This window comes from Corynebacterium axilliensis (assembly GCF_046097495.1).
GTDB lineage: Bacteria > Actinomycetota > Actinomycetes > Mycobacteriales > Mycobacteriaceae > Corynebacterium.
The window spans coordinates 1,359,282-1,382,085 of the sequence record NZ_CP175768.1 but is presented as its reverse complement, the minus strand read 5'-3'; the positions used below and the strand labels follow the sequence as shown (position 1 = coordinate 1,382,085).

Genomic DNA, 22,804 nt, shown 5'->3' with positions numbered 1-22,804 from the left:
TTGCCCCGTCGGGTTGGGGGTTGGTTGGATTTTTTCTTTATGTAATTTTTGGATATGCCAGTCCGTGTGATGCTTTGGCGTCACGTGGTTTGGTTTGTTCTTTTTTGTTAGGTTTGGGCTTTTCACGGCCTTTTTTGTGGAGAGTTTGATCCTGGCTCAGGACGAACGCTGGCGGCGTGCTTAACACATGCAAGTCGAACGGAAAGGCTCCTGCTTGCAGGGGTACTCGAGTGGCGAACGGGTGAGTAACACGTGGGTGATCTGCCTTGTACTCTGGGATAAGCTTGGGAAACTGGGTCTAATACCGGATAGTAGCTGCCTTTAGTGTGGTGGTTGGAAAGTTTTTCGGTGCAAGATGAGCTCGCGGCCTATCAGCTTGTTGGTGGGGTAATGGCCTACCAAGGCGTCGACGGGTAGCCGGCCTGAGAGGGTGTACGGCCACATTGGGACTGAGATACGGCCCAGACTCCTACGGGAGGCAGCAGTGGGGAATATTGCACAATGGGCGGAAGCCTGATGCAGCGACGCCGCGTGGGGGATGACGGCCTTCGGGTTGTAAACTCCTTTCGACAGGGACGAAGCTTTTTGTGACGGTACCTGTATAAGAAGCACCGGCTAACTACGTGCCAGCAGCCGCGGTAATACGTAGGGTGCGAGCGTTGTCCGGAATTACTGGGCGTAAAGAGCTCGTAGGTGGTTTGTCGCGTCGTCTGTGAAATTCCGGGGCTTAACTCCGGGCGTGCAGGCGATACGGGCATAACTTGAGTGCTGTAGGGGAGACTGGAATTCCTGGTGTAGCGGTGAAATGCGCAGATATCAGGAGGAACACCGATGGCGAAGGCAGGTCTCTGGGCAGTAACTGACGCTGAGGAGCGAAAGCATGGGTAGCGAACAGGATTAGATACCCTGGTAGTCCATGCCGTAAACGGTGGGCGCTAGGTGTAGGGGGCTTCCACGTCTTCTGTGCCGTAGCTAACGCATTAAGCGCCCCGCCTGGGGAGTACGGCCGCAAGGCTAAAACTCAAAGGAATTGACGGGGGCCCGCACAAGCGGCGGAGCATGTGGATTAATTCGATGCAACGCGAAGAACCTTACCTGGGCTTGACATACACCAGATCGCTGCAGAGATGTAGTTTCCCTTGTGGTTGGTGTACAGGTGGTGCATGGTTGTCGTCAGCTCGTGTCGTGAGATGTTGGGTTAAGTCCCGCAACGAGCGCAACCCTTGTCTTATGTTGCCAGCATTTTGGTTGGGGACTCATGAGAGACTGCCGGGGTTAACTCGGAGGAAGGTGGGGATGACGTCAAATCATCATGCCCCTTATGTCCAGGGCTTCACACATGCTACAATGGTCGGTACAACGCGCAGCGACACTGTGAGGTGGAGCGAATCGCTGAAAGCCGGCCTTAGTTCGGATTGGGGTCTGCAACTCGACCCCATGAAGTCGGAGTCGCTAGTAATCGCAGATCAGCAATGCTGCGGTGAATACGTTCCCGGGCCTTGTACACACCGCCCGTCACGTCATGAAAGTTGGTAACACCCGAAGCCAGTGGCTCAAACTCGTTTAGGGAGCTGTCTAAGGTGGGATCGGCGATTGGGACGAAGTCGTAACAAGGTACCCGTACCGGAAGGTGCGGGTGGATCACCTCCTTTCTAAGGAGCATTATTTTTCGCACCAGTTGGTGCTTGAAGCAATCATCACTATCTTCACTCTTCTTTTTTGTTGTTGTTGTGGTGGTTGTGTGGTGGTTGAGTAGGCGATTGTTCTGCTGCCACTTTTGTTTAATCGGGTGGAGATACGCCTTAACCAGAAGCAATCAATTGATTAATTGCCAATCAACGCCTTTGTTTAGAGTACTTGGTGCATTGTTGGGTGTCTGGGGCATTATCCCCTGGTTGTAACCCACACGGATGTAATGACCACTTTGTGATTGGTGGTTGTTGGCCTGTGTGGGGTGTTGTGTGAGAACTGTATAGTGGACGCGAGCATTAAACTGCATGCTGTTATCACCATTGGTGGCTGGCCTTTGTTGGTTGGTTGTTGTGGTGGGTGTGTGGTTTGTGTGATTTCTGTTCTTTTGTGTTTTGTGTAGTTCACGCCGGCATGAATGATGACGCACTGTTTGTGTGGTTGTTGTTTGTGTTGGTTGTGTGTTCGTTATTTAGGGCGCATGGTGGATGCCTTGGCATGCTGAGCCGATGAAGGACGTGAAAGGCTGCGTTAAGCCTCGGGGAGTTGTCAATTGAGCGTTGATCCGAGGATGTCCGAATGGGGAAACCTGGCACCTGTTATGGGGTGTTACCCTTCAGTGAATTCATAGCTGTTGTGGGGGTTTACGCGGGGAAGTGAAACATCTCAGTACCCGTAGGAAGAGAAAATAAATATGATTCTGCTAGTAGTGGCGAACGAACGTGGATGAGGCTAAACCGTGTGCATGTGATACTTGGTAGGGGTTGTGTGTGCGGTGTTGTGGGCCCCAACGTGCGGTGACTACCATCATCGTGCTTGTGTGTTGTTGTTAGGTGAAGTGGTGTGGAAACGCCTGCCAAAGAGGGTGATAGTCCCGTAGTTGAAGACTTCAGCATTTAAGTTGTTGGGTTGCCCGAGTAGCAGCGGGCTCGTGGAATCTGCTGTGAATCTGCCGGGACCACCCGGTAAGCCTAAATACTCAGTGTGACCGATAGTGTATTAGTACCGTGAGGGAATGGTGAAAAGTACCCCGGGAGGGGAGTGAAATAGTTCCTGAAACCGTGTGCTTACAATCCGTCAGAGCACTTTTTTTAGTGTGATGGCGTGCCTTTTGAAGAATGAGCCTGCGAGTCAGCGGCATGTCGCGAGGTTAACCCGTGTGGGGTAGCCGTAGGGAAACCGAATCCTAATGGGGTGTTTTGAGTGGCATGTCCTGGACCCGAAGCGGGGTGATCTACCCATGGCCAGTGTGAAGCAGCTGTAAGAGGTTGTGGAGGCGCGAACCCACGTAGGTTGAAAACTGCGGGGATGAGCTGTGGGTAGGGGTGAAAGGCCAATCAAACTCCGTGATAGCTGGTTCTCCCCGAAATGCATTTAGGTGCAGCGTCGCATTAGCTTGGTGGAGGTAGAGCTACTGGTTGGTTGAGCGGGACTACAATCTTAGCAATGTCAGCCAAACTCCGAATGCCATCAATTGTGTTGTGCGGCAGTGAGACTGTGGGGGATAAGCTTCATAGTCGAGAGGGAAACAGCCCAGATCGCCGGTTAAGGCCCCTAAGGGTGTGCTAAGTGGAAAAGGATGTGGGATCGCGAAGACAGCCAGGAGGTTGGCTTAGAAGCAGCCATCCTTGAAAGAGTGCGTAATAGCTCACTGGTCGAGTGGTCCTGCGCCGACAATGTAGTGGGGCTCAAGCACACCGCCGAAGCCGCGGCAATAACTTGTTATTGGGTAGGGGAGCGTCGTGCATGTGTGGAAGCGTTACCGTAAGGAGGCGTGGAGTGTGTGCGAGTGAGAATGCAGGCATGAGTAACGAATTGGAAGGTGAGAATCCTTCCCGCCGGATGACTAAGGGTTCCTGGGTCAAGTTCGTCTTCCCAGGGTGAGTCGGGACCTAAGGCGAGGCCGACAGGCGTAGTCGATGGATAACCAGTTGATATTCTGGTACCCGTATGTCCGCGCCCATGATAAAGCACTGATACTAACCACCGCGGATACGACTGATGTGTTCTTTGAACACGTTGGTTGTTGATGTCGTGGGGCCTGATGTGTGGTTCAAGTGATGGGGTGACACAGTGTAGTAGCCATGCCGCTTAGTGGATTGTTGGTGTAAGCGTGTGAGGTGGTGTGTAGGTAAATCCGCACACTTTTTGCCTGAGGCGTGATGCGTAGCCCGATTGGGGTGAAGTTGGTGATCTAGTACTGTCGAGAAAAGCCTCTAGCGATGTGGATGTATGGCCCGTACCCGAAACCGACACAGGTAGTCAGGTTGAAAATACTAAGGCGTTCGGGTGAACTGTGGTTAAGGAACTCGGCAAAATGCCCCCGTAACTTCGGGAGAAGGGGGACCACACGACTTCGGCACTTGTTCTAGTGTTTGGGGTTGTGGGGTCGCAGAGAATAGAGGGAAGCGACTGTTTATCAAAAACACAGGTCCATGCGAAGACGTTAAGTTGATGTATATGGACTGACGCCTGCCCGGTGCTGGAAGGTTAAGAGGACCGGTTAGTCACCTTTGGTGGCGAAGCTGAGAATTTAAGCCCCAGTAAACGGCGGTGGTAACTATAACCATCCTAAGGTAGCGAAATTCCTTGTCGGGTAAGTTCCGACCTGCACGAATGGCGTAACGACTTCCCTGCTGTCTCAACCACAGGCCCGGTGAAATTGCACTACGAGTAAAGATGCTCGTTACGCGCGGCAGGACGAAAAGACCCCGGGACCTTCACTATAGCTTGGTATTGGTGTTTGGTTCGGTTTGTGTAGGATAGGTGGGAGACTTCGAAGCATGTGCGCCAGCACGTGTGGAGTCGTTGTTGAAATACCACTCTGATCGGATTGAGCATCTAACCTTGGCCCATGATCTGGGTTGGGGACAGTGCCTGGTGGGTAGTTTAACTGGGGCGGTTGCCTCCCAAAATGTAACGGAGGCGCCCAAAGGTTCCCTCAGCCTGGTTGGCAATCAGGTGGCGAGTGTAAGTGCACAAGGGAGCTTGACTGTGAGACAGACATGTCGAACAGGGACGAAAGTCGGGACTAGTGATCCGGCACCTACTTGTGGATGTGGTGTCGCTCAACGGATAAAAGGTACCCCGGGGATAACAGGCTGATCTTCCCCAAGAGTCCATATCGACGGGATGGTTTGGCACCTCGATGTCGGCTCGTCGCATCCTGGGGCTGGAGTAGGTCCCAAGGGTTGGGCTGTTCGCCCATTAAAGCGGCACGCGAGCTGGGTTCAGAACGTCGTGAGACAGTTCGGTCTCTATCCGCCGCGCGCGTTGAAACTTGAAGAAGGCTGTCCCTAGTACGAGAGGACCGGGACGGACGTACCTCTAGTGTGCCAGTTGTTCCGCCAGGGGCATCGCTGGTTGGCTACGTACGGAAGGGATAACCGCTGAAAGCATCTAAGCGGGAAGCCTGTTTTAAGATGAGGTTTCACTATTAGGTCCCCCAAAGACGATGGGGTTGATAGGCCAGAACTGTACGCACCGCAAGGTGTTTAGGCGACTGGTACTAATAGACCAAAACAAACACACCAAACCCCACCAAAAGGGTTTGGAGGAATAAACACAAACACGAATAAAGACACAGTTCACACTGCCCGTGTTCGCGTCCACTACACAGTATCTGACACAACACCCACGGCCAGAATGCCTCGGATGTTTGTCGGTGGCCAATAGCAGCAGGGAAACGCCCGGACCCATTCCGAACCCGGAAGCTAAGCCTGCCCGCGCTGATGGTACTGCAACCGGGAGGTTGTGGGAGAGTAAGAAACCGCCGACACCAAACAACAAACAATAACTCAATACAAAAACCCCCGAGGGCCCTAGACAACACACCGTCTAGGGCCCTCAACACGTTTTACGCACAAGCAACCGATAAGCCGGTTATGTGGGATAATATTGGATTCATGCTTTCCCTCTATCGCGACTTCCCCGACAACGACATCATCACCACCGTTCTGGGCTTCCCGGAAGCAGAGTTTTTGTTTATCGTCTCCCAGGTGCCGGTGCGCTCGGAGAGCGAATCGCCCTACTCGGAGGACAGGACGCACATCCAGCTCCTGAGCATGCCCGGTATGGCCCTGCGCGTACTGCCGGACGGAGAGCTTTATACGGGTTCGGTGGACGTGCGCTACCCACAGCTCTTCGAGACCAAATGCGGCCACACCGTGTGGGATCCGCGCGAGATCGCAGAACTCTCGCCATTTACCGTCTACCGCGCGCGGGGCGCATATCACTTCAACGAAGGACGCCAGGAGCACTACGTGGACATCTGGGATCTACTCCCTGCCGGCGAAGATCCGGAGATGGAAGCACTTACCGCGCGCATCGCGGCGCCCGTGGCCTTGGACTCAGAGTGGGGGCCGCTGGTTCTCGACCGCTCGACGAACACGTTCGACGGGCGGGCGGAGGAACTCGGCGTCGACATCAGTATCTGGTACGAGGGTGAGGATTCTGATCCTCGCAGAACACAAGAACCTTTCCCGGAAGTTCAAGTCGCCACTCAAGGTGCTGGGCAAGGTTGCCACCGCGTCCACTCTCGACAAGGCGAGACGGTTTGCGGCCGATAAGGTTCTGGCCGCGGCTAACCGCTGGCGGGAGGACGTGGCGGCGTCGGAAAGCAGGCCTGGCCCCGTCGCCGAGCTCACGGCGGAGGATGTCTACGCCGCGCTCAGCCCAGCCGGCATCGAGGTCCCCCAGCGCGGCCACGTGGCCGTCGAGTTCGATGACGGCTACCTCTTCGGCGGCCACCCCGTCACTGTCATGGTCAAGCGCAACGGAACCCCGGCCTCGGTGGAGCTCGACGCCTAGCGCTGCTCCCGCATCCGAGTGATGACGTTCTGCGCCGAGATGAGGCACATGGGCACGCCCACCCCGGGCACCGTGGTGCCGCCGGCGTAATAGAGGTTGCTGAGCTTCCGGGAGACGTTGCGCCCGCGGAAGAACGCCGATTGCCGCAGCGTATGTGCCGGTCCCACCGCGCCGCCGGACCAGGAATTGTACTGCTCGGCAAAGTCGGAGGGACCGAGCGTGCGCTGCACTACGATTCTGTCCTGCAAGTCCGTAATCCCGGCCCAGTCGGCCAGCTGCGCCACGGCGGCCGCGGCGATCTCAGAAACGCGCGGGGAGGCCACCGCCCCGTAGGCGTCTCCGTGCCCGAAGCGTTCTTCTGCCGGTACCGGCACGAGGATGAAGAGGTTCTCGCAGCCCTCCGGCGCCACGGTGGGGTCGGTGGCTGACGTCTTCGATACGTAGATCGATTCGGACGCCCCCAGCGGCCGCGCGGGCTCCGGGCCGTGAAAGACCGCCCGGAAGTCCGGGGTCCAGTCCTTGCTGAACAGCAACGTGTGGTGCTGGAGTTCGGGTAGGGCACCACGCACGCCGAGGAAGACCAGAACGGTGCCAATGCCCGGGTCGCGCCGCGCAAAGTAGCGCTCCGGGTAGGTGCGGGCCCACGCAGGCAGAAGGGCGGTTTCGGTGTGGTGGAGGTCGGCGGCGGAGACGACGGCGTCGGCGGTCAGCCGGGTACCTCCGTCAAGCAGGACGCCCGTCGCCCTTCCTTCCGCGCACTCGATGGCGGTGACGGCAGTCCCCAGCAGGAAGTTCGCGCCCGCGGCCTGGCGAGCGATGGCCTCCACCACCGCCGCGAACCCGCCCTGCGGGTAGCGCACGCCCTCCACCAGATCCGTGTGGCTCATCAGCGAATACAGCGCCGGCGCGGCGGTCGGTTCCGTGGACAGGAACACCGCCGGATAGGTCAGCACCTGCCGCAGGCGATAGTCCGCAAACCGCGCCGCCACGTGTCGGTTCAGCGAGCGCGCCAGCAGCAGCGCCAGTGTGCCGAGGCGCTTGGCGACGTCCCCCCGAACCAACTCGTAAGGCCGCGCAAACGTGGTGTACAAGAAGTTCCGCAGCGCCACGCCGTACACCTCGGTAGCTTGTGCGAGGTATTCGCGGACCCGGGCACCGGCGCTGGGCTCGAGGGATTCGAAGAGCTGCGCCACGCGGTCGACTCCAGTCTCGACGTCGAGGTAGGCGCCGTCCTCGTTGTAGATGCGGTAGGCCGGGGAGAGGTCCACCAGGTTAAGCTCGCGCGCGGTCGAGGTGCCGCAGGCGCGGAAGAACTCGTCGAAGGCCTCGGGCATGAGATACCAGGAGGGGCCGGTGTCGAAGCGGAAACCGTCAATCTCCAGCCGGCCGGCGCGCCCGCCGACGTCGCGGCGTTGCTCCACCACGGTGACCTCATAGCCTTCGCGCAGGAGCAGGGCGGCGGTGGCGAGTCCCGCGATGCCCGCGCCAATGACAACGACGTGCTGTCTCATAGCGCCTCCACCGCCGCGCGGCTGATCAGGATGGCCTTCCGGCCAGGGGGCACGGACACGCGTGTGTGGGTGATATCGGCGGCCGGGGTGGCGGCGAGGCGGTCCGTGAGCTCGGAAAACAGTGCGGTAGCCGCCGCGACGCCGGTGCGGGAGCCGCGGGGTAGCCGCGCCGTGGCGGCCCGCGCCACCTTAAGGTCCGCGCGGATGTCCGCGATGAGCTCCTGCTTCTGCGGCTCAGTCAGACGGGCCGGGTCTGGCACGGTGGGGAAGTAGGCGCGGCCCAGCTCGGTGGTGTCCTCGTGGAGGTCGCGCAGGAAGTTGATTTTTTGGAAGGCTGCGCCGAGTCGCCGTGCGCCGTCGTCAAGCTCCGGCGGGTAAGGCCGGCCCGAATAGAAGGCGGAGAGGCACAGTAGACCGATGACCTCTGCGGAGCCGCACACGTACTCGTCGAAGCTGGCCTGGGTGTGGGCGGTGCGCGTGAGATCGCAGCGCATGGAGGCGAAGAACCGCGCCACGTGCGCATCCTCAAAGCCGCAGCGGCGGGCTGAGAGCGCATAAGCGTGCACGATAGGGTCGGCGTGGAAGCGCTGGGTGTGGGCGGCGCGCACGGTGGCCTCATAAGCGTCCAAGAGCGCGGCTGCATCGTGGGGAGGCAGGCCAGCGTCGACGATTTCGTCGGCCGTGCGCACCATGGCGTAGAGGTTGCGGATGTCCGTCCTGACCTGTGGTTGCAGCAGGCGGGTGGCCAGGGAAAAGCTGGTGGAGTAGTGACGCATCACCTGCGCCGCGGCGGCCTCGGCGCTGCGATCGTAGCGTTCCAGAGCGGACAAAGAAGCGCGCATGGCTCATATTTTAGACCACATGCGTCACACAACTCACCGTGGGCACGATAGGGTGGTGACGTTACTTTCCCCATCTATAAGGAGAATACGTCCATGACCACCCCAACCATGACTGCCGCGGCCCGCGCTGTCGACTTGTTTAAGCAGTACGGCCAAGGAGATACCGCAGTCACCGCGTTGGACCACGTCAACGTCGAGTTTGCGCGCAATACCTTCACCGCCATCATGGGCCCGTCCGGCTCCGGCAAGTCCACGCTGATGCACACCATGGCAGGCCTAGATTCCGCAACCTCCGGCTCGGCGTTCATCGGTGACACGGACATGTCGCAGCTGCGCGACAAGGACATCACCACCCTGCGCCGCGACCGCCTGGGCTTTATCTTCCAGTCCTTCAACCTGGTCCCGACTCTGACCGCGGCGGAGAACATCACCCTGCCCACCGATATCGCGGGCAAGAAGGTGGATCAGGCGTGGTTCGACGAGGTAACTCAGCGCCTGGGCCTGGCGCAGCGCCTGTCGCACCGCCCGGCGGAGCTGTCCGGCGGACAGCAGCAGCGCGTGGCCTGTGCCCGCGCCCTGGTCTCGCGTCCGGAGATCATTTTTGGCGATGAGCCCACCGGTAACCTCGACTCGAATTCTTCGGCCGAGGTCCTCGACATTCTGCGTACCGCCGTGGACCAGGACGGCCAGACCGTGGTGATCGTTACCCACGACGCCAAGGCTGCCTCCTACGCCGACCGCGTTGTCTTCCTGGCGGATGGCCACCTGGTCAACGAGCTGCACAACCCGACCATGGAGTCCATCCACGCAGTGATGGCAGAAATCGAGGGCTAGAGCATGGCCACGAAGACGACGATGCGCACGGTGTCCGTGCGCAACATCCTGGCGCACAAGCTGCGCCTCGCCCTGACGCTGCTGGCCGTGGTGCTCGGCACCGCGTTTATTTCCGGCTCCTTCATGTTCACCAACTCGCTGTCGAATACCTTCGACTCCGCCGTGTCCACCGCCTTTACCGGCGTGGACGCTGCGGTCAGTCAGAAGGAGGACGGCCCGCTGCTGGATCAGAAGATGCGCGATGACATCGCCGCCGATCCGGACGTGCGGGCGGTGAACATGCAGAGCAGCCAGACCGTCGTGGTGGCCGATGCGAATGCGGAGGCCTTCCAGACCGGCGGTGGCACCGCGAGCGTTGAGCCGTACTACCCGGCCGACCAGGTGGTGGGGGAGGCCGCCGAGCTTGTCGACGGCTCCGAGCCGAACGGCACCGGAGAAGTCCTCATCAACGACTCGGCCGCGGAGAAGTTCGGTATCCAGCTGGGCGATACGCTGACCGTGGTCCACCCGGATCAGCGCGACGAGGTCAAGGTCGTGGGCGTGTTCAAGCCCACCGTGGAGCAGGGCTCCAGCCTGAGCCTGCAGATGGCCAACGACGCGTTTAGTGAGCGCTACGGCAACTCCTCCCAGCTCAAGGTCGCCGCGGCCGAGGGCGTGAGCGCGGACGAGCTGGTGGATCACCTCAACCAGACCTTCGAGGTGGACGCGGAGTCCGGACAGAAGCTCGCGGACGAGATATCGGATCAGATCTCCTCGGCGCTGAAGTTTGTCAACTACTTCCTCATCGCCTTCGGCCTCATCGCACTGCTCGTGGGCACGTTTATCATCGCGAATACGTTCTCCATGATCGTCGCCCAGCGCACCAAGGAGTTCGCGCTGCTGCGCGCCCTCGGTGCGTCCCGCGGGCAGATCACGCGCTCCGTGGTGACGGAGGCCCTGCTCGTCGGCCTAGTCGGCTCCGCGGTCGGCGTGGTGGCCGGCATCGGTCTGGTGGCGGCCATCAAGGCGGTCTTTAAGGCGCAGGGCATGCCCATGGACGGCGGCCTGGGCCTGAGCGTCAGCGCCGTGGTGGTGCCGCTGATCCTCGGCGCGGTGGTCACCGTGGTTTCTGCGTGGGCGCCGGCGCGCCGCGCGGGTGCGGTCAAGCCAGTGGAGGCCATGCGCACCACGGAGTCCGCGGCGGGCTCCTCGCTGATGGTCCGCACCATCCTGGGCGGCCTGCTGCTCGCGGCCGGTGTCGTGTTTACCCTCCTGGGCGTGTTCCTGGGCGGCGGCACGGGCCTGCGCGCATCACTCGTCGGCCTGGGCGCGCTCGACCTTATCGTCGGCTTCTTCCTCGCCGGCCCGGCCATCTCGCTGCTGATTGTGCCGGGCATCGGGCGCGTCGTGGGCGCGCCGTTCGGCGCGGTGGGCAAGCTCGCCGCCACGAACTCCGCGCGCAACCCGCGCCGCACCGCGGCCACCGCCTTCGCCCTCATGCTGGGCGTGGCCCTGGTGACGGCGATTGGCATGCTGGGCGCGACCATGAAGGCCTCGGTCTCCGACGCCGTGGATGAGAACATTCGCGCTGACTACCTGCTCTCCGGGCCGTCGTCTGGCAGCTTCCCCACGCCGAACGAAACGGCCCAGCGCGCCCGCGATACCGAGGGCGCGGGCCAGGTCGTGGCTCTGAGCGCCGGCCCGCTGGCGGTCGACGGCCAGGCCTCCATGAACTATGGGCCCGAGATGACCATGAGCCAGGTCCTCGACGGCAACGCCGATGACGTCTTTAACCTGACCGCCGCGGACGGCTCCCTGGCAACGGGCGATGAACCAGGCTTCATTGCCGATAAGGACCTGGCCGCGGAGAATGGCTGGAAGGTCGGCGACAGCTACGAGCTCACCGGCCCCGATCCGTCCCGCACCGCCCAGGTGAAGCTGCTCGGCACCTACGAGCCCTTCCAGATGCTGCCGGGGCTGGCCGTGTCCCAGTCGGCGGCCGCGGAGGTCCTCGACCCCGCGTCGCTGGATATCACCATGGTGGGCGTCAACGCGGACGAGGGCTTTGACCTCGAGACGCTGCGCTCCAACCTGGAGGAGGCCGTCAAGGACCTCGTGGTGGTGCAGGTGCGCACCGGCGAGGAGTACGCGGGTGAGGCCGCGGGCATGATCGACCAGATGCTCACCATCCTCTACGCGCTGCTGGCCCTGGCGGTCATCATCGCCGTGCTGGGTATTATCAACACCCTCACCCTCGGCGTTATCGAGCGCCGCCAGGAGATCGGCATGCTGCGCGCGGTGGGCACGCAGCGCGGCCAGATCCGCACGATGATCACCGTGGAGTCGGTGCAGATTGCGCTCTTCGGCGCCATCATCGGCATCCTCATGGGCCTCGGCTTGGGCTGGGCGTTTATCGCCGTGCTTGCCGACGACGGCCTCGACTCCGCCACCGTCCCGTGGCCGATGCTCATCATCATGCTCGTCGGCTCGGCTCTCGTGGGCGTGCTCGCCGCCATCTGGCCGGCTCAACGCGCGGCGAAGACCCCGCCGCTCGACGCCATCGCCGACTAGGCCAGGAGGGAGCCTACCCAGGCTCCGCGCCAGGCCACCACGATGCCCAAACCAACGGTCCAGAACAGGTAACGCGCCAAGCGCCACCAGCGCTTGGCCTTTATCATTTCTCCGAGCTCTTTCGCCAGCGTGGACCACGTCGACAGGCCGCCGGCAAGGCCGGCCGCCAGCAGGGGGACAAAGAATTCGGGGGCGGCCGTGTTCGCGGCGTATCCATACGCCACGCCGGCCGCTGCTGCACCCGCGATATTTGCGGCGAAGGTACAAGCGGGGGAGGGGAGAATGCGGGTTAGCGCGAAACGCGCGCAGCCGCCTAAGAACCCGCCAATCAGTACGGCGAGGGCGGAGATGAGGATCATGCGGGCCTCCGGGAGACGTCGCCAAGCAGGTAGGCCCCTGTACACCCCACCACGGTAGCCAGGACGTACCCGCCAGCCTGCGCGGGCTCAAACCCAGAGGTGAGGTACGCAAAGGTGGCAAAGCTGGTGAACCCACCCAAGAAGCCCGTGCCCCAGAAGGCCGGCGGCTTGGCATAGCCCATGATCGCGCTGCCCACAATGTTGATCAGCAGCAGCGGCAGCGCACCGCCGCCGAGGAGAGCAGAAAGGCCGAACCGCGCCAGCGCACCCAGCGCCGCCCCGCAGCCGACGAGAATGGTCTGTGGCATGGACACCATCCTAATTGGGATGCGAAACCTCCGCAAAGCAGGCAAGCTAAAGGTACATCCACGTCTTTTAGGCACGTCTTTTAGGAGGACCCACCATGGCACACGAGCGCGCCGGCCAACTTGCCCAGCCTTCCGACCTCATCGACATCGCGGAGCTGGTCACCGCCTACTACACCCGCACCCCCGACGCCGATAACCCCGACCAGCAGGTCGCCTTCGGTACCTCCGGACACCGCGGCTCCGCCCTGGACACCGCCTTCAACGAGGCCCACATCCTGGCCATTACCCAGGCCATCGTGGACTACCGCGCCCAGCAGGGCACGACCGGCGCCATCTTCATCGGCCGCGATACCCACGCGCTGTCCGAGCCCGCCATGGTCTCCGCCCTCGAGGTGCTCCTGGCCAACGAGCTGGAGGTCCGCGTCGACGACCGCGGCCGCTACACCCCAACGCCGGCCGTCTCCCACGCCATCCTGGCGAACCCAGGCACCGACGGCATCGTCATCACGCCTTCCCACAACCCGCCGCGCGACGGCGGCTTCAAGTACAACCCGCCCACCGGCGGCCCGGCGGATACGGACGCCACCGACTGGATTGCCGCTCAGGCCAACGACTACCTGCGCGCCGGGCTCGAGGGCGTCAAGCGCGTACCGGTTAGTGGAGTGCTCGATGAGCGCTGCGTGAAGCACAATTACCTGGATACCTACGTGGCGGACCTGGCGAACGTGGTGGATATGCAGGCCATCAAGGACGCCGGCGTGCGCATCGGCGCGGACCCGATGGGTGGCGCGTCCGTGGATTACTGGGCGGCGATTGCGGAGCATTACGGGCTCAACATGACCGTGGTGAATCCGGAGGTGGATGGCACCTTCCGCTTCATGACCCTGGACACCGACGGCAAGATCCGCATGGACTGCTCCTCGCCGGACGCGATGGCCTCCCTGGTGGCCAACCGCGACAAGTACGACCTGGCCACGGGCAACGACGCGGACTCCGACCGCCACGGAATCGTCACCCCGGACGCCGGCCTGATGAACCCCAACCACTACCTGGCCGTGGCCATCGAGTACCTGTTTAGCCACCGCCCGCAGTGGGGTGAGGCCGGAGTGGGCAAGACGCTGGTGTCCTCCTCCATGATTGACCGCGTGGTGGAAAGCCTCGGCCGCGAGCTCGTCGAAGTGCCGGTGGGCTTCAAGTGGTTTGTGCCGGGGCTTGTCGACGGCTCCTTGGGCTTCGGCGGCGAAGAATCCGCCGGCGCGTCCTTCCTGCGCTTCGACGGCACCGTCTGGTCCACGGACAAGGACGGCATCATCCTGGACCTCTTGGCCGCGGAAATCCTCGCGGTGACCGGCAAGACCCCCTCCCAGCGCTACGCCGAGCTAGCGGAAGAATACGGCGCGCCGGCCTATGCGCGCACCGACGCACCGGCGACCCGCGAGCAAAAGGCCGTGCTCAAGAAGCTGTCCCCAGAGCAGGTCACCGCGACCGAGCTGGCGGGCGAGGAGATCGTGTCCAAGCTCACCGAGGCACCCGGCAACGGCGCGGCCATCGGCGGGCTCAAGGTGACCACGGAGAACGCCTGGTTCGCCGCCCGGCCCTCCGGCACCGAGGACAAGTACAAGATTTACGCCGAGAGCTTCCTGGGTGAAGAGCACCTCGCGCAGGTCCAGCAGGAGGCGCAGGCTTTGGTCGCGGAGGTGCTGGGGTAGGCGTCGTCAAGCACTGCATAACCCGTGAGCGGGAGAGATTTGTGCTACATCTAGGCTGAATAAAATCCGGCGTGTGAATAGTCGCGGGCCGGGTTTGTTAGAGTGAGCCGCGTGGCACACAAGAAGATGAGCGTGGTACTGGACGTTATCAGTGCCTTCGCGCGGTTTTACATGGCATACATCTGGATTAAAGCGGGCGTGTCCAAATTCTCGGACCAGCTCGCCGTAACCCAGAACATCAAGGCCTACGAGATTTTCACGCCGGAATGGTCGGGCTACCTGTCCTACCTGATCGGGCCGCTGGAAGTATGCGGTGGCCTGCTGCTGCTGTTGGGCCTGTTCCTGCGCCAGTCGGCGTGGGTAGGCCAGGTGGTGCTGATCCTATTCATGATTGGTATCGCCCAAGCGTGGCTGCGCGGGCTGGGAATCGACTGCGGTTGCTTCTCCGCCAACCCCGACGAGGACGCACAGGTGATGAACTACATGATGACCCTGCTGCGCGACATCTTCTACTCTGTCCTCATGGTGTGGACCATCAAGCGTCCATTCACCAAGTTCGCACTGCACCCCTAGGTAGGGTGTGTAGGATTTCCGTTCGTTCCATAAACGTCATACAAGGCAAGGTTGTTCAATGAGTACAGTTAAAGACCCCACCGCCAAGGGCAATAGCGGATTCCTGTGGGGCATCGGTGTTCTCTTGGTAATTATCGCCGTCGTGCTCGGCTTCATCTTCTACCAAAACCGTGGCGCCAACATGCAGGGCTTGGAGGGGTTTGCCAAGGAGAACGTCAACATGGAGATGTCCTTTGGTGATAACGCCGTCACCCTCAAGGCCGCCGACGCCAAGGATGCGCCCGAGGTTGAGCTGTACGAGGACTACTCCTGCCCGCACTGCTCCGATCTGGCCAAGGAGACCGATGGTCAGATGAAGGAAAAGATTGAGCAGGGCAAGCTCATCGTAAAGGTGCGCACCCTCAACTTCCTCGACGGCAGCCAGAACGGCATCGAGAGCATCAAGTCCAACGACGGGCACTCCTCCAAGGCAGCAGCCGCGATGGAGCAGGTGGCCAAGTCGGGCGACGTGCAGCTCTACTGGAACCTGCGCAAGTACCTCATGGATGAGCAGTCCAAGGTCTACAACAAGTGGGAGATGAACGACTTCGCCGAGGCCGCCAAGACCCTGGGCGCGGATGAGGAGACCGTCTCCGCCATCAAGGACGCACCGGTGGGCAAGGGCAACGCCCTGGTGACCGCGAACTACGAGAAGCTCGAGGGCGACACCGGCAGCGTGTCCTCGCCGCGCGTCATCAAGGATGGCAAGGACATTCCGGAGGACGACAAGACCTCCATCATGGAGTGGGTTGACCTCGTTGCCGCCAAGTAGGCGCGTGTAAAAATACCGCGCCTTAACTCGCGATTTGGTGAGTGAAAACTGAGGCGATATATTGTTACGAGTTGCAACCGCGAAGGTTGCACCTCGTATGAGGGGCTATGGCGCAGCTGGTAGCGCACCACACTGGCAGTGTGGGGGTCACGGGTTCGAATCCCGTTAGCTCCACTTAAAAATTCAATATCTTTGGGGCTATGGCGCAGCTGGTAGCGCACCACACTGGCAGTGTGGGGGTCACGGGTTCGAATCCCGTTAGCTCCACGTACGGCCGTCTCCTTGCAGGGAGGCGGCCTTTTTCTATGCTGGGGGACATGGATGTTTTCACCAAGACTGTGTCCCGCCCAGACCAAGCCGGTGCGGAGGCCGCCGGGTTGCGGTGGCTTGCGCAGGCGCGTGGCGACGTCGTCGTGGACGTCACTGGCTACACCTCCACCTCCATCAGCACGCGCCGGGTGGTACAGGCTCGGCCGAGTGCGTCCGCGGCCCGCTCCTTCGGTGCCGCGTTGCGCGCGGTCCATGAGGCGGGTGCGCCCGCCTTCGGCGCGCCACCGGAGGGCTGGGACGGGGCGAACTTCATCGGGCGCGTGGAGCAACCCTGTGAACCGTGCGGGCAGTGGGGCGAGTTCTACGCCGAGCAGCGCGTGCTTCCCTTCATCGGTGGGCTGCCGCGGGGGCTGCAGGAGGTCGTGCAGCAGGCGTGCGAGGCCATCGAGGCGGCCGACTGGGACGTGCAGCCCGCGCGCATTCACGGCGACTTGTGGGCGGGCAACGTGCTGTTTACGGAGTCTTCGGCGGTGATGATCGATCCCGCCGCGCATGGCGGCCACCCGTGGACCGACCTGGCCATGCTGGAGCTGTTCGGCACGCCGTTCTATGAGGAAATTCTCCGCGGCTACGGCGCACCCAAGGACTACGAGCAGTGGGTGCCCATGCATCAGCTGCATCCGCTGGCGGTGCACTCCATGACGCATGGGCCTGCGTACTACGGCCCTCTCGGACGGGCGGCGGAGGCTACTCTCGACGCCTTGCGTTAGCGCGATCACCGAATTCCCCGTCAACCTGGTGTGGTTGGCGGGTTTCGGTGTTTGTGGTGGGTGCAGGCTGTCTAGCTTGGTGGTTTCTCGGCGGCGAGTCTGGCGAGGGCTTGTTGGTATTCGGGTGTGGCGGTGATTGGCACGCCCCAGGGTGGGATGTATCCGATTCCGTCTTTCATTCTGAAGACGTAGCCGCGGCCTGTGGGTTTCGACGGGTCATCATCGTTGATGCCGTTGTGATAGGCGCACAGGAAGGTCAGGTTCTTGATGTTGGTTAGCCCGCCTGCTTGCCAGGGGATGATGTGGTGGACCTGGCAGTAGTCGGCCGGCTTGTTACACCCTGGGCGTGAGCAGGTTTGGGTTTCGGCGCACAGGGTGAGGCGTTGTTTCCAGTTTGCGTGGCGTTCAACTCGGTAGGAGTTGATGGGTCCTTCTACTGGGTGGGTAATGGTGGCGTAGCCTATTTCGGCGAATTTGTGGGTAAGAAACTCTGCCCCGGTCATGCGGGCACCATTGGTGAGTTGGAGTTCGATTTCGTCGCCGTCTCCGTTGATGATGCGGTCGAATTCGTCCAGGGTGACAACGACTTGAGCGTGCACGGCAGGCCTAGTGCCGGTGTTACCGCCCAGGATGACGGTTGTGGCGGCGTCGAGCAGGTTGGTGGGGTTGACGGATTCGAGGGTGCCGCGGATATCAGCAATGACTGTTGGGGTGTCGGTGATGGTGACGGAGTTGGGGCCTTGCTTGCGGTAGGTGAAGCGTACCCCGGGTTTGTGTTCGCGTTTCTCTTTAAGTTCTTTGAGGCGTTTTACGGCGACTTCGCGGATTTTGTGGGCTGGTGTGGCCGCCAGGCGTGCGCGCAGGTTCCAGGCGTCGAGTTCTTTCTTGACGCGGTTGGCGTAGGACTCGATGAGGTTAAGGGTGGCTAGGCCGTGCTTTTGGGCTATAGCCGCGGTGCGGGCTTTGCGTTGTTTACCAGTGAAGCGGGTAGGGCCGAAGTAGATGCGGTGCAGGCGTGCGAGTTCTGCGGCATCACTGGCGTCGGCGCCGAGCGCGCGGAGCTTGTCGGGTGAGCTGGATGCGTTCTCCACTAGCGTCATCCCCGAGTTGCGGTAGTGGAAGTAGGTTTCTAATACCCCCATGGGCACTGAGATTAAAGCACCCTAGGGGAGCCTGCAACCGGAGGCGGATTATTGCGGGCCGGGCGGCATGATGCGCTTGTGGGCGCCGCGGTGCCAAAGGGTTTCGATGCGCGATTGGGCGTCGGCAGGCACGGCCTTGCCCTCGAGGTAATCATCGATGTGGGTGTAGGTGACGCCGAGGGCTTCTTCGTCGGAAAGCAGTGGGCGGTCGTCCTCCAAGTCCGCGGTGGGGACCTTCTTCCACGTGGACTCCGGCGCGCCGAGGTGCTCCAGGAGCTGCGCGCCCTGGCGCTTGTTGAGCCCGGCGAGGGGAAGGATGTCGGCAGCGCCGTCGCCCCACTTGGTGAAGAAGGCAGTGACGTTTTCCGCGGCGTGGTCGGTGCCGATGACCAGCGCGCCGACCTCGCCGGCCAGCGCATACTGCGCGGTCATGCGCAGGCGCGCCTTGAGGTTGCCCCGGTTGAAATCTCCCAGCGAGTCCTGCTGCAGGGCGCTGGCCACGGCGCCGTCGAGAGCCGCGGTGGCGTCCGCGATGTTGACGGTGAGGCGGTAGTCGGGCTGGATGAAGTCGAGGGCAATCTGCGCATCGTCCTCGTCGGCCTGCACGCCGTGGGGAAGCCGCACGGCCCAGAAGTGCGCGCCGTCGACGCGGGAGACCGCCAGCTGCGCCAGACGTCCGGCCAAGGTGGAGTCCTGGCCGCCAGAAATTCCCAGGGCAAAGCCCTTCGCGCCGGTGGTGCGCAGGTAGTCAACTAAGAATGTGACGCGGCGCTCAACCTCTTCTGCTGGATCGATACAGGGCTTGACACCCAGGGCTTTTATGATGTCGTGCTGCAGTTCTGCGGATTCGTGTGACATGACGCCCATGGTAGCCGCCTGCGAGAATGGGAACTCGTGAACAGTGATACTTATGTCGTGCTCGTCGCCGGGGTAGCCGCCCTGGGCGGCCTCCTCTTCGGCTACGACACCGGTGTGATGTCCGGCGCCCTCCTCTTCGTCGGGCCGGAATTCGGCATGTCCGCCCACGAGGAGGGGCTGGTGACCTCGATGCTGCTGGTCGGCGCGGCGGTCGGCGCGCTTGTGGCCGGGCGCGTGGCGGGCAGCATCGGGCGGCGCCGCACGCTCATCGCCGGCGGACTGATTTTCGTGGCGGGGTCTGTGTGGTGCGCGCTGTCGGGCTCGGCTACTGAGCTCGCCGCCGCCCGCACGTTCCTCGGTGTGGCGGTGGGCGCGGTGTCCATCGTCTCTCCGATGTACATCTCCGAAATCACTCCGGCGGCCGTGCGGGGCCGGATGGTCTCGCTCAATACGCTCATGATCGTCGTCGGACAGCTGCTGGCATACGGGGTGAACTCGCTGCTGGCCGCTAGCGGGAGCTGGCACTGGATGCTGGGGCTGGCCGCGGTCCCGGGCGCCGTACTTGCGCTCGGCATGTTTTTCCTCCCAGACACCCCGGCCTGGCTTAAAGCTCAGGGCCGCGCGGACGACGCCGCCGCGGTGAGCGCCCGGGTCGGCGCGCAGGGAGCGGAGCTGGAACACAACGGGCGGCCGAGCACAGGCGAATGGCAGGCTGCGCGACGCCACCGCTGGATGCGCTGGGCCATAGCGCTCGCCATGCTCATGGGCCTGACCCAGCAGATTACAGGTGTTAACGCCATCGTGTACTTCGCGCCCACCATGATGAACCAGGTGGGCATTTCCACCGCCAATTCGGTGTACACGTCGATGGTCATTGGCGCGGTGTCGGTGGCCGCGTGCGTGGTTGGCATGCGTGTGGTGGACCGCCTGGGGCGCCGGCGGCTGCTCCTCGCGGGCTTGAGCGGCAACGTGGTCTCGCTCGTGGTGCTGGCCGTGGCCTATCACTTCGCCCACACGTCCACGGCCATGGCCCTGGTGTCGCTGGCCTGCATGGCGGCGTTCATCGCCTTCCAGCAGGCGGCGGTCTCCCCGGCGACGTGGCTGCTGATGTCGGAGATCGTGCCGCCCGCGGTCCGCGGCGTGGGCATGGGCATTGCCGGGCTGGCGCTGTGGGTGAGCAACTGGGTGGTCGCGCAGTTCTTCCTGCCGGTCGTCGAGTGGCTGGGAGGCTCTCTGGCCTTCGGAATCTTCGCGGTGTTGGGGCTCGTCGCGGTGGGATATACGCGGGCGCTGGTGCCGGAAACAGCGGGGGAGAGCCTCGAGGACGTCGCCAAGCAGCTGCGCTCTCGCTACTCCGAACGGTGAGTGTTTTGGTTATGGCGCGCGCGTGGGGTAACATTTTTCCTCGTGTCATTGCTGGGCGTTTGCCCGGCTGTGCTTTGAACTAACCATTCGCATGAAGTTTGCGCATAACGAAAGGAGCGCCCGATGAAGGTTCGCAAGTCGCTTCGGTCGCTGAAGAAGAAGCCGGGCGCCCAGGTTATTCGCCGCCACGGTAAGGTCTTCGTGATCAACAAGAAGGATCCGCGCTTCAAGGCTCGCCAGGGCTAAGAAACGAGTTTCCTCGTCTCCGCCTTCCCCACATTGTTGGGGGAGGCGGATTTTTTATGCCCACTTGCCTGGACAGATGCGGTTTAATGAATATAATTATCGCGCGGGCTTCAGCAGGGGCCCGGCAGGTGGTTGAAAGAAAGAAGAATAATGAACAAGCGTCTCGTGGCGGCGGCGTGCGCTGCCGTAGTGGGGTTGTCTGTCCCGGTGGCTCAGGCTACGGAAGTGGAATTTGAAAGCTTGGCCGATCCGTCGCTGGGGATCAATGATCCCTCGTGTGCGCCCAGCGGCGAGGTGCGCGAACCGGTGGTGCTCCTGCACGGTACGTCGGACAACGCGTCGACGTGGGACGAGCTCATCCCGGTCCTGCAGGAGCAGGGCATGTGCGTGTGGGCCTTTGACTACGGCGCGGACGACGTCACGCTGCAGAACGCCAACCCGCGCACCAAAGCGATTGCGGACCTCGATGACTCGGCTCGCGAGATTGCGCAGCAGATCGACTACGTGCGCGAGGTGACCGGCAGTGACAAGGTGAACTTGGTGGGCCACTCGCAGGGTGGCCTGCATATTAAGACCTACACGCAGATGTATGGCTCGCCGGAGCACGTTGCCCACGCGGTGGCCATCGGCGGTAATTTCCACGGCACCACGCTCAACGGGATGGGTACGGTGCTGGCAAAGGTGATTGCGGCCATGCCGAACTTCGCCCGCTTCATGGCGAGCTCTGCAGGCATCCAGCAGGTGGTCGGCGCGGAGTTCATTGAGCACCTCAACACGCTGCCGGATACGGCACCGGGGCCGCTGTATACGTCGATTTACTCGCCTGCCGACGTCACCGTGACCCCGAATTCCTCTTCCATGCTCGCGGCTGTCGACGGCGCGGACGTGGTCAACATCGACCTGGGAGAGCTGTGCGGGGCGCAGCCGCAGCACCCGGACCTGCCGCGGGATCCCATGGTGATGAGCCAGGTGCTCTTTGGCCTGACGCGTGAGGCCGGCCAGGAGGCTGATTCCAGCACCTGCGTCGAGCCGGTGCGCGGCTAGACTGCACGAGCCCGGAGAGCGACGGGGCGAGGCCTGAGCGGGCCGCGCCCCGTTTGTGGATTTTGTCACAAAGTAGGTGAACGTTTCGTAAACGCGCAGGAAATACCACCCGTGTAGTTACGGCGGTGGGGACGGGTGCGTGAGCGGGGTGTCAACATGTGGGGTTGCGGCGGCTTACAACCTGGGAATATCAGCCATGTAACTACTACATATTGTGCCGCTTGCGGTGTTTCGGCACAAAGTATAGTGTCGTTGATGTTGCTCGGGAGGTGGTCCGGAACCGCCTCGCCGAACTGAGAAACCTCCAGTAAACCGTCAGATACCAGCCAGTTATTCCGACAGTTATCTCGTAACCTGACGTTGCGAGCAGTGCAGTAGAGCAGAAGGAAGCCACCACATGACCATCACCCTGTACACCAAGCCCGCTTGCGTCCAGTGCAACGCCACCAAGAAGGCCTTGGACCGCGCTGGGCTCGACTACACCACCGTCGACGTCACTGTGGACGACGAAGCACGCGACTACGTCATGGCCCTAGGCTACGTCCAGGCTCCCGTCGTTGAAGCAAACGGTGAGCACTGGTCCGGCTTCCGCCCGGACCGCATCAAGGCCCTGTCCTCCCTGGCGGCCAGCGCCTAATTATCGCCATGTTGGTTGTGTATTTTTCTTCCGCCACGGAAAATACCCACCGCTTCGTCGAGAAGCTCGGCCTGCCCAGCGCGCGCATCCCGCTGCGCTTGACGGACGAACCCCTCGTGGTCAACGAGCCCTACGTGCTGGTGTGTCCGACGTACGGGGGAGGGGCGTCGATAAGCAAGCAGAACACTCGGCCCGTACCGAAGCAGGTCATCCGCTTCCTCAACAACGAACACAACCGCAGCTTTATCCGCGCGGTTGTGGCCGGCGGAAACAGCAACTTCGGCACCGACTTTGGCAAGGCCGGCGACGTCATTGCCGCCAAGTGTAAGGTGCCTTATGTGTACCGCTTCGAGCTACTCGGCACCGAGGAAGATGTCACAATGTGCCGCGAAGGCTTGCTCGCCAACGCGGCCGCGTTAGGTCTCGCGGCTTAAAACCCCGCGCCTAGCGCTTCTCCTTATTTATATCCCTTCTCTC

At 61.9% G+C, this 22,804-nt stretch carries 19 protein-coding genes, 2 tRNA genes and 3 rRNA genes; 18 read left to right on the top strand and 6 right to left on the bottom strand.

Annotation, left to right across the window (positions count from 1 at the left end):
* Positions 1–133: 133 nt before the first annotated feature.
* The 5 genes from ACKFR8_RS06760 (at position 134) to ACKFR8_RS06740 (ending at position 6,498) form a co-directional block, all read left to right on the top strand.
* A 16S ribosomal RNA gene (locus ACKFR8_RS06760) occupies positions 134–1,652 on the top strand.
* A 498-nt stretch (positions 1,653–2,150) separates the two neighbouring features.
* Positions 2,151–5,220 (top strand): 23S ribosomal RNA (locus ACKFR8_RS06755).
* A gap of 129 nt (positions 5,221–5,349) precedes the next feature.
* Positions 5,350–5,467, top strand: a 5S ribosomal RNA gene (rrf, locus tag ACKFR8_RS06750).
* The 16S, 23S and 5S rRNA genes sit together here, the layout of an rRNA operon.
* A gap of 127 nt (positions 5,468–5,594) precedes the next feature.
* Positions 5,595–6,257 carry a hypothetical protein gene (locus ACKFR8_RS06745; protein WP_408929537.1) on the top strand — a complete coding sequence of 221 codons (663 nt, stop codon included), beginning with the start codon at positions 5,595–5,597 and terminating at the stop codon, positions 6,255–6,257.
* Positions 6,139–6,498: a DUF2262 domain-containing protein gene (locus ACKFR8_RS06740; RefSeq protein WP_408931003.1), complete on the top strand. Its 360-nt coding sequence runs from the start codon at positions 6,139–6,141 to the stop codon at positions 6,496–6,498. Before ACKFR8_RS06745 ends, ACKFR8_RS06740 begins: the two co-directional genes overlap by 119 nt.
* On the opposite strand, the gene crtI is transcribed toward ACKFR8_RS06740, so the two are convergent.
* Positions 6,495–8,009: a phytoene desaturase family protein gene (gene crtI, locus ACKFR8_RS06735; RefSeq protein WP_408929536.1), complete on the bottom strand. Its 1,515-nt coding sequence runs from the start codon at positions 8,007–8,009 to the stop codon at positions 6,495–6,497. The two genes, ACKFR8_RS06740 and crtI, sit on opposite strands and share 4 nt — an antisense overlap.
* On the bottom strand, positions 8,006–8,851 hold the full coding sequence (locus tag ACKFR8_RS06730; RefSeq protein WP_408929535.1) for a phytoene/squalene synthase family protein: 846 nt from the start codon (positions 8,849–8,851) through the stop codon (positions 8,006–8,008). The genes crtI and ACKFR8_RS06730 overlap by 4 nt, the downstream gene beginning before the upstream one ends.
* A 93-nt stretch (positions 8,852–8,944) precedes the next feature.
* Here ACKFR8_RS06730 and ACKFR8_RS06725 point away from each other — a divergent pair, with 93 nt between their 5' ends.
* Together ACKFR8_RS06725 and ACKFR8_RS06720 are read left to right on the top strand one after the other, a co-directional pair.
* Positions 8,945–9,685, top strand: coding sequence for an ABC transporter ATP-binding protein (locus ACKFR8_RS06725; RefSeq protein WP_296134525.1), 741 nt, complete (start codon positions 8,945–8,947; stop codon positions 9,683–9,685).
* Positions 9,686–9,688: 3 nt separating this feature from the next.
* Entirely contained in the window at positions 9,689–12,235 is a 2,547-nt protein-coding gene (locus tag ACKFR8_RS06720) for an ABC transporter permease (protein ID WP_306508078.1), read from the top strand.
* Here ACKFR8_RS06720 and ACKFR8_RS06715 read toward each other — a convergent pair.
* Complete coding sequence (locus ACKFR8_RS06715) at positions 12,232–12,594, bottom strand: CrcB family protein (protein ID WP_408929534.1); 363 nt, start codon at positions 12,592–12,594, stop codon at positions 12,232–12,234. The genes ACKFR8_RS06720 and ACKFR8_RS06715 overlap by 4 nt on opposite strands.
* Positions 12,591–12,902, bottom strand: a complete 312-nt coding sequence (locus ACKFR8_RS06710) for a fluoride efflux transporter family protein (RefSeq protein ID WP_408929533.1) — start codon at positions 12,900–12,902, stop codon at positions 12,591–12,593. The genes ACKFR8_RS06715 and ACKFR8_RS06710 overlap by 4 nt, the downstream gene beginning before the upstream one ends.
* 95 nt (positions 12,903–12,997) lie before the next feature.
* On the opposite strand from ACKFR8_RS06710, the gene pgm reads away from it, so the two are divergent.
* From pgm to ACKFR8_RS06680, 6 genes are all read left to right on the top strand, one after another.
* Complete coding sequence (pgm, locus tag ACKFR8_RS06705) at positions 12,998–14,611, top strand: phosphoglucomutase (alpha-D-glucose-1,6-bisphosphate-dependent) (protein ID WP_408929532.1); 1,614 nt, start codon at positions 12,998–13,000, stop codon at positions 14,609–14,611.
* Between the two features lie 126 nt (positions 14,612–14,737).
* Positions 14,738–15,184: a MauE/DoxX family redox-associated membrane protein gene (locus ACKFR8_RS06700; RefSeq protein ID WP_373692300.1), complete on the top strand. Its 447-nt coding sequence runs from the start codon at positions 14,738–14,740 to the stop codon at positions 15,182–15,184.
* Between the two features lie 58 nt (positions 15,185–15,242).
* On the top strand, positions 15,243–15,995 hold the full coding sequence (locus ACKFR8_RS06695; RefSeq protein ID WP_296134535.1) for a DsbA family protein: 753 nt from the start codon (positions 15,243–15,245) through the stop codon (positions 15,993–15,995).
* Positions 15,996–16,096: 101 nt separating this feature from the next.
* Positions 16,097–16,169, top strand: a tRNA-Ala gene (locus ACKFR8_RS06690).
* 20 nt (positions 16,170–16,189) lie between these two features.
* A tRNA-Ala gene (locus ACKFR8_RS06685) sits at positions 16,190–16,262 on the top strand.
* Positions 16,263–16,312: 50 nt separating this feature from the next.
* Positions 16,313–17,035 (top strand): fructosamine kinase family protein, encoded by a 723-nt coding sequence (locus tag ACKFR8_RS06680; protein ID WP_306508073.1) that lies wholly within the window; start codon positions 16,313–16,315, stop codon positions 17,033–17,035.
* A gap of 71 nt (positions 17,036–17,106) precedes the next feature.
* On the opposite strand, the gene ACKFR8_RS06675 is transcribed toward ACKFR8_RS06680, so the two are convergent.
* Complete coding sequence (locus ACKFR8_RS06675) at positions 17,107–18,177, bottom strand: HNH endonuclease signature motif containing protein (RefSeq protein ID WP_408929531.1); 1,071 nt, start codon at positions 18,175–18,177, stop codon at positions 17,107–17,109.
* A 48-nt stretch (positions 18,178–18,225) separates the two neighbouring features.
* The gene (nadE, locus tag ACKFR8_RS06670; RefSeq protein WP_408929530.1) at positions 18,226–19,044 is read right to left on the bottom strand and encodes an ammonia-dependent NAD(+) synthetase; all 819 of its coding nucleotides are present in this window, start codon (positions 19,042–19,044) and stop codon (positions 18,226–18,228) included.
* 27 nt (positions 19,045–19,071) lie between these two features.
* Here nadE and ACKFR8_RS06665 point away from each other — a divergent pair, with 27 nt between their 5' ends.
* From ACKFR8_RS06665 to nrdI, 5 genes are all read left to right on the top strand, one after another.
* On the top strand, positions 19,072–20,400 hold the full coding sequence (locus ACKFR8_RS06665) for a sugar porter family MFS transporter (RefSeq protein ID WP_408929529.1): 1,329 nt from the start codon (positions 19,072–19,074) through the stop codon (positions 20,398–20,400).
* Between the two features lie 123 nt (positions 20,401–20,523).
* Positions 20,524–20,646 (top strand): type B 50S ribosomal protein L36, encoded by a 123-nt coding sequence (gene ykgO, locus ACKFR8_RS06660; protein WP_003847162.1) that lies wholly within the window; start codon positions 20,524–20,526, stop codon positions 20,644–20,646.
* Positions 20,647–20,796: 150 nt separating this feature from the next.
* Positions 20,797–21,690, top strand: a complete 894-nt coding sequence (locus tag ACKFR8_RS06655) for an esterase/lipase family protein (protein ID WP_296134712.1) — start codon at positions 20,797–20,799, stop codon at positions 21,688–21,690.
* A 397-nt stretch (positions 21,691–22,087) separates the two neighbouring features.
* Positions 22,088–22,327, top strand: coding sequence for a glutaredoxin-like protein NrdH (gene nrdH / locus ACKFR8_RS06650; protein ID WP_296134711.1), 240 nt, complete (start codon positions 22,088–22,090; stop codon positions 22,325–22,327).
* Positions 22,328–22,335: 8 nt separating this feature from the next.
* The gene (gene nrdI, locus ACKFR8_RS06645) at positions 22,336–22,761 is read left to right on the top strand and encodes a class Ib ribonucleoside-diphosphate reductase assembly flavoprotein NrdI (protein WP_296134710.1); all 426 of its coding nucleotides are present in this window, start codon (positions 22,336–22,338) and stop codon (positions 22,759–22,761) included.
* Positions 22,762–22,804 lie beyond the last annotated feature (43 nt).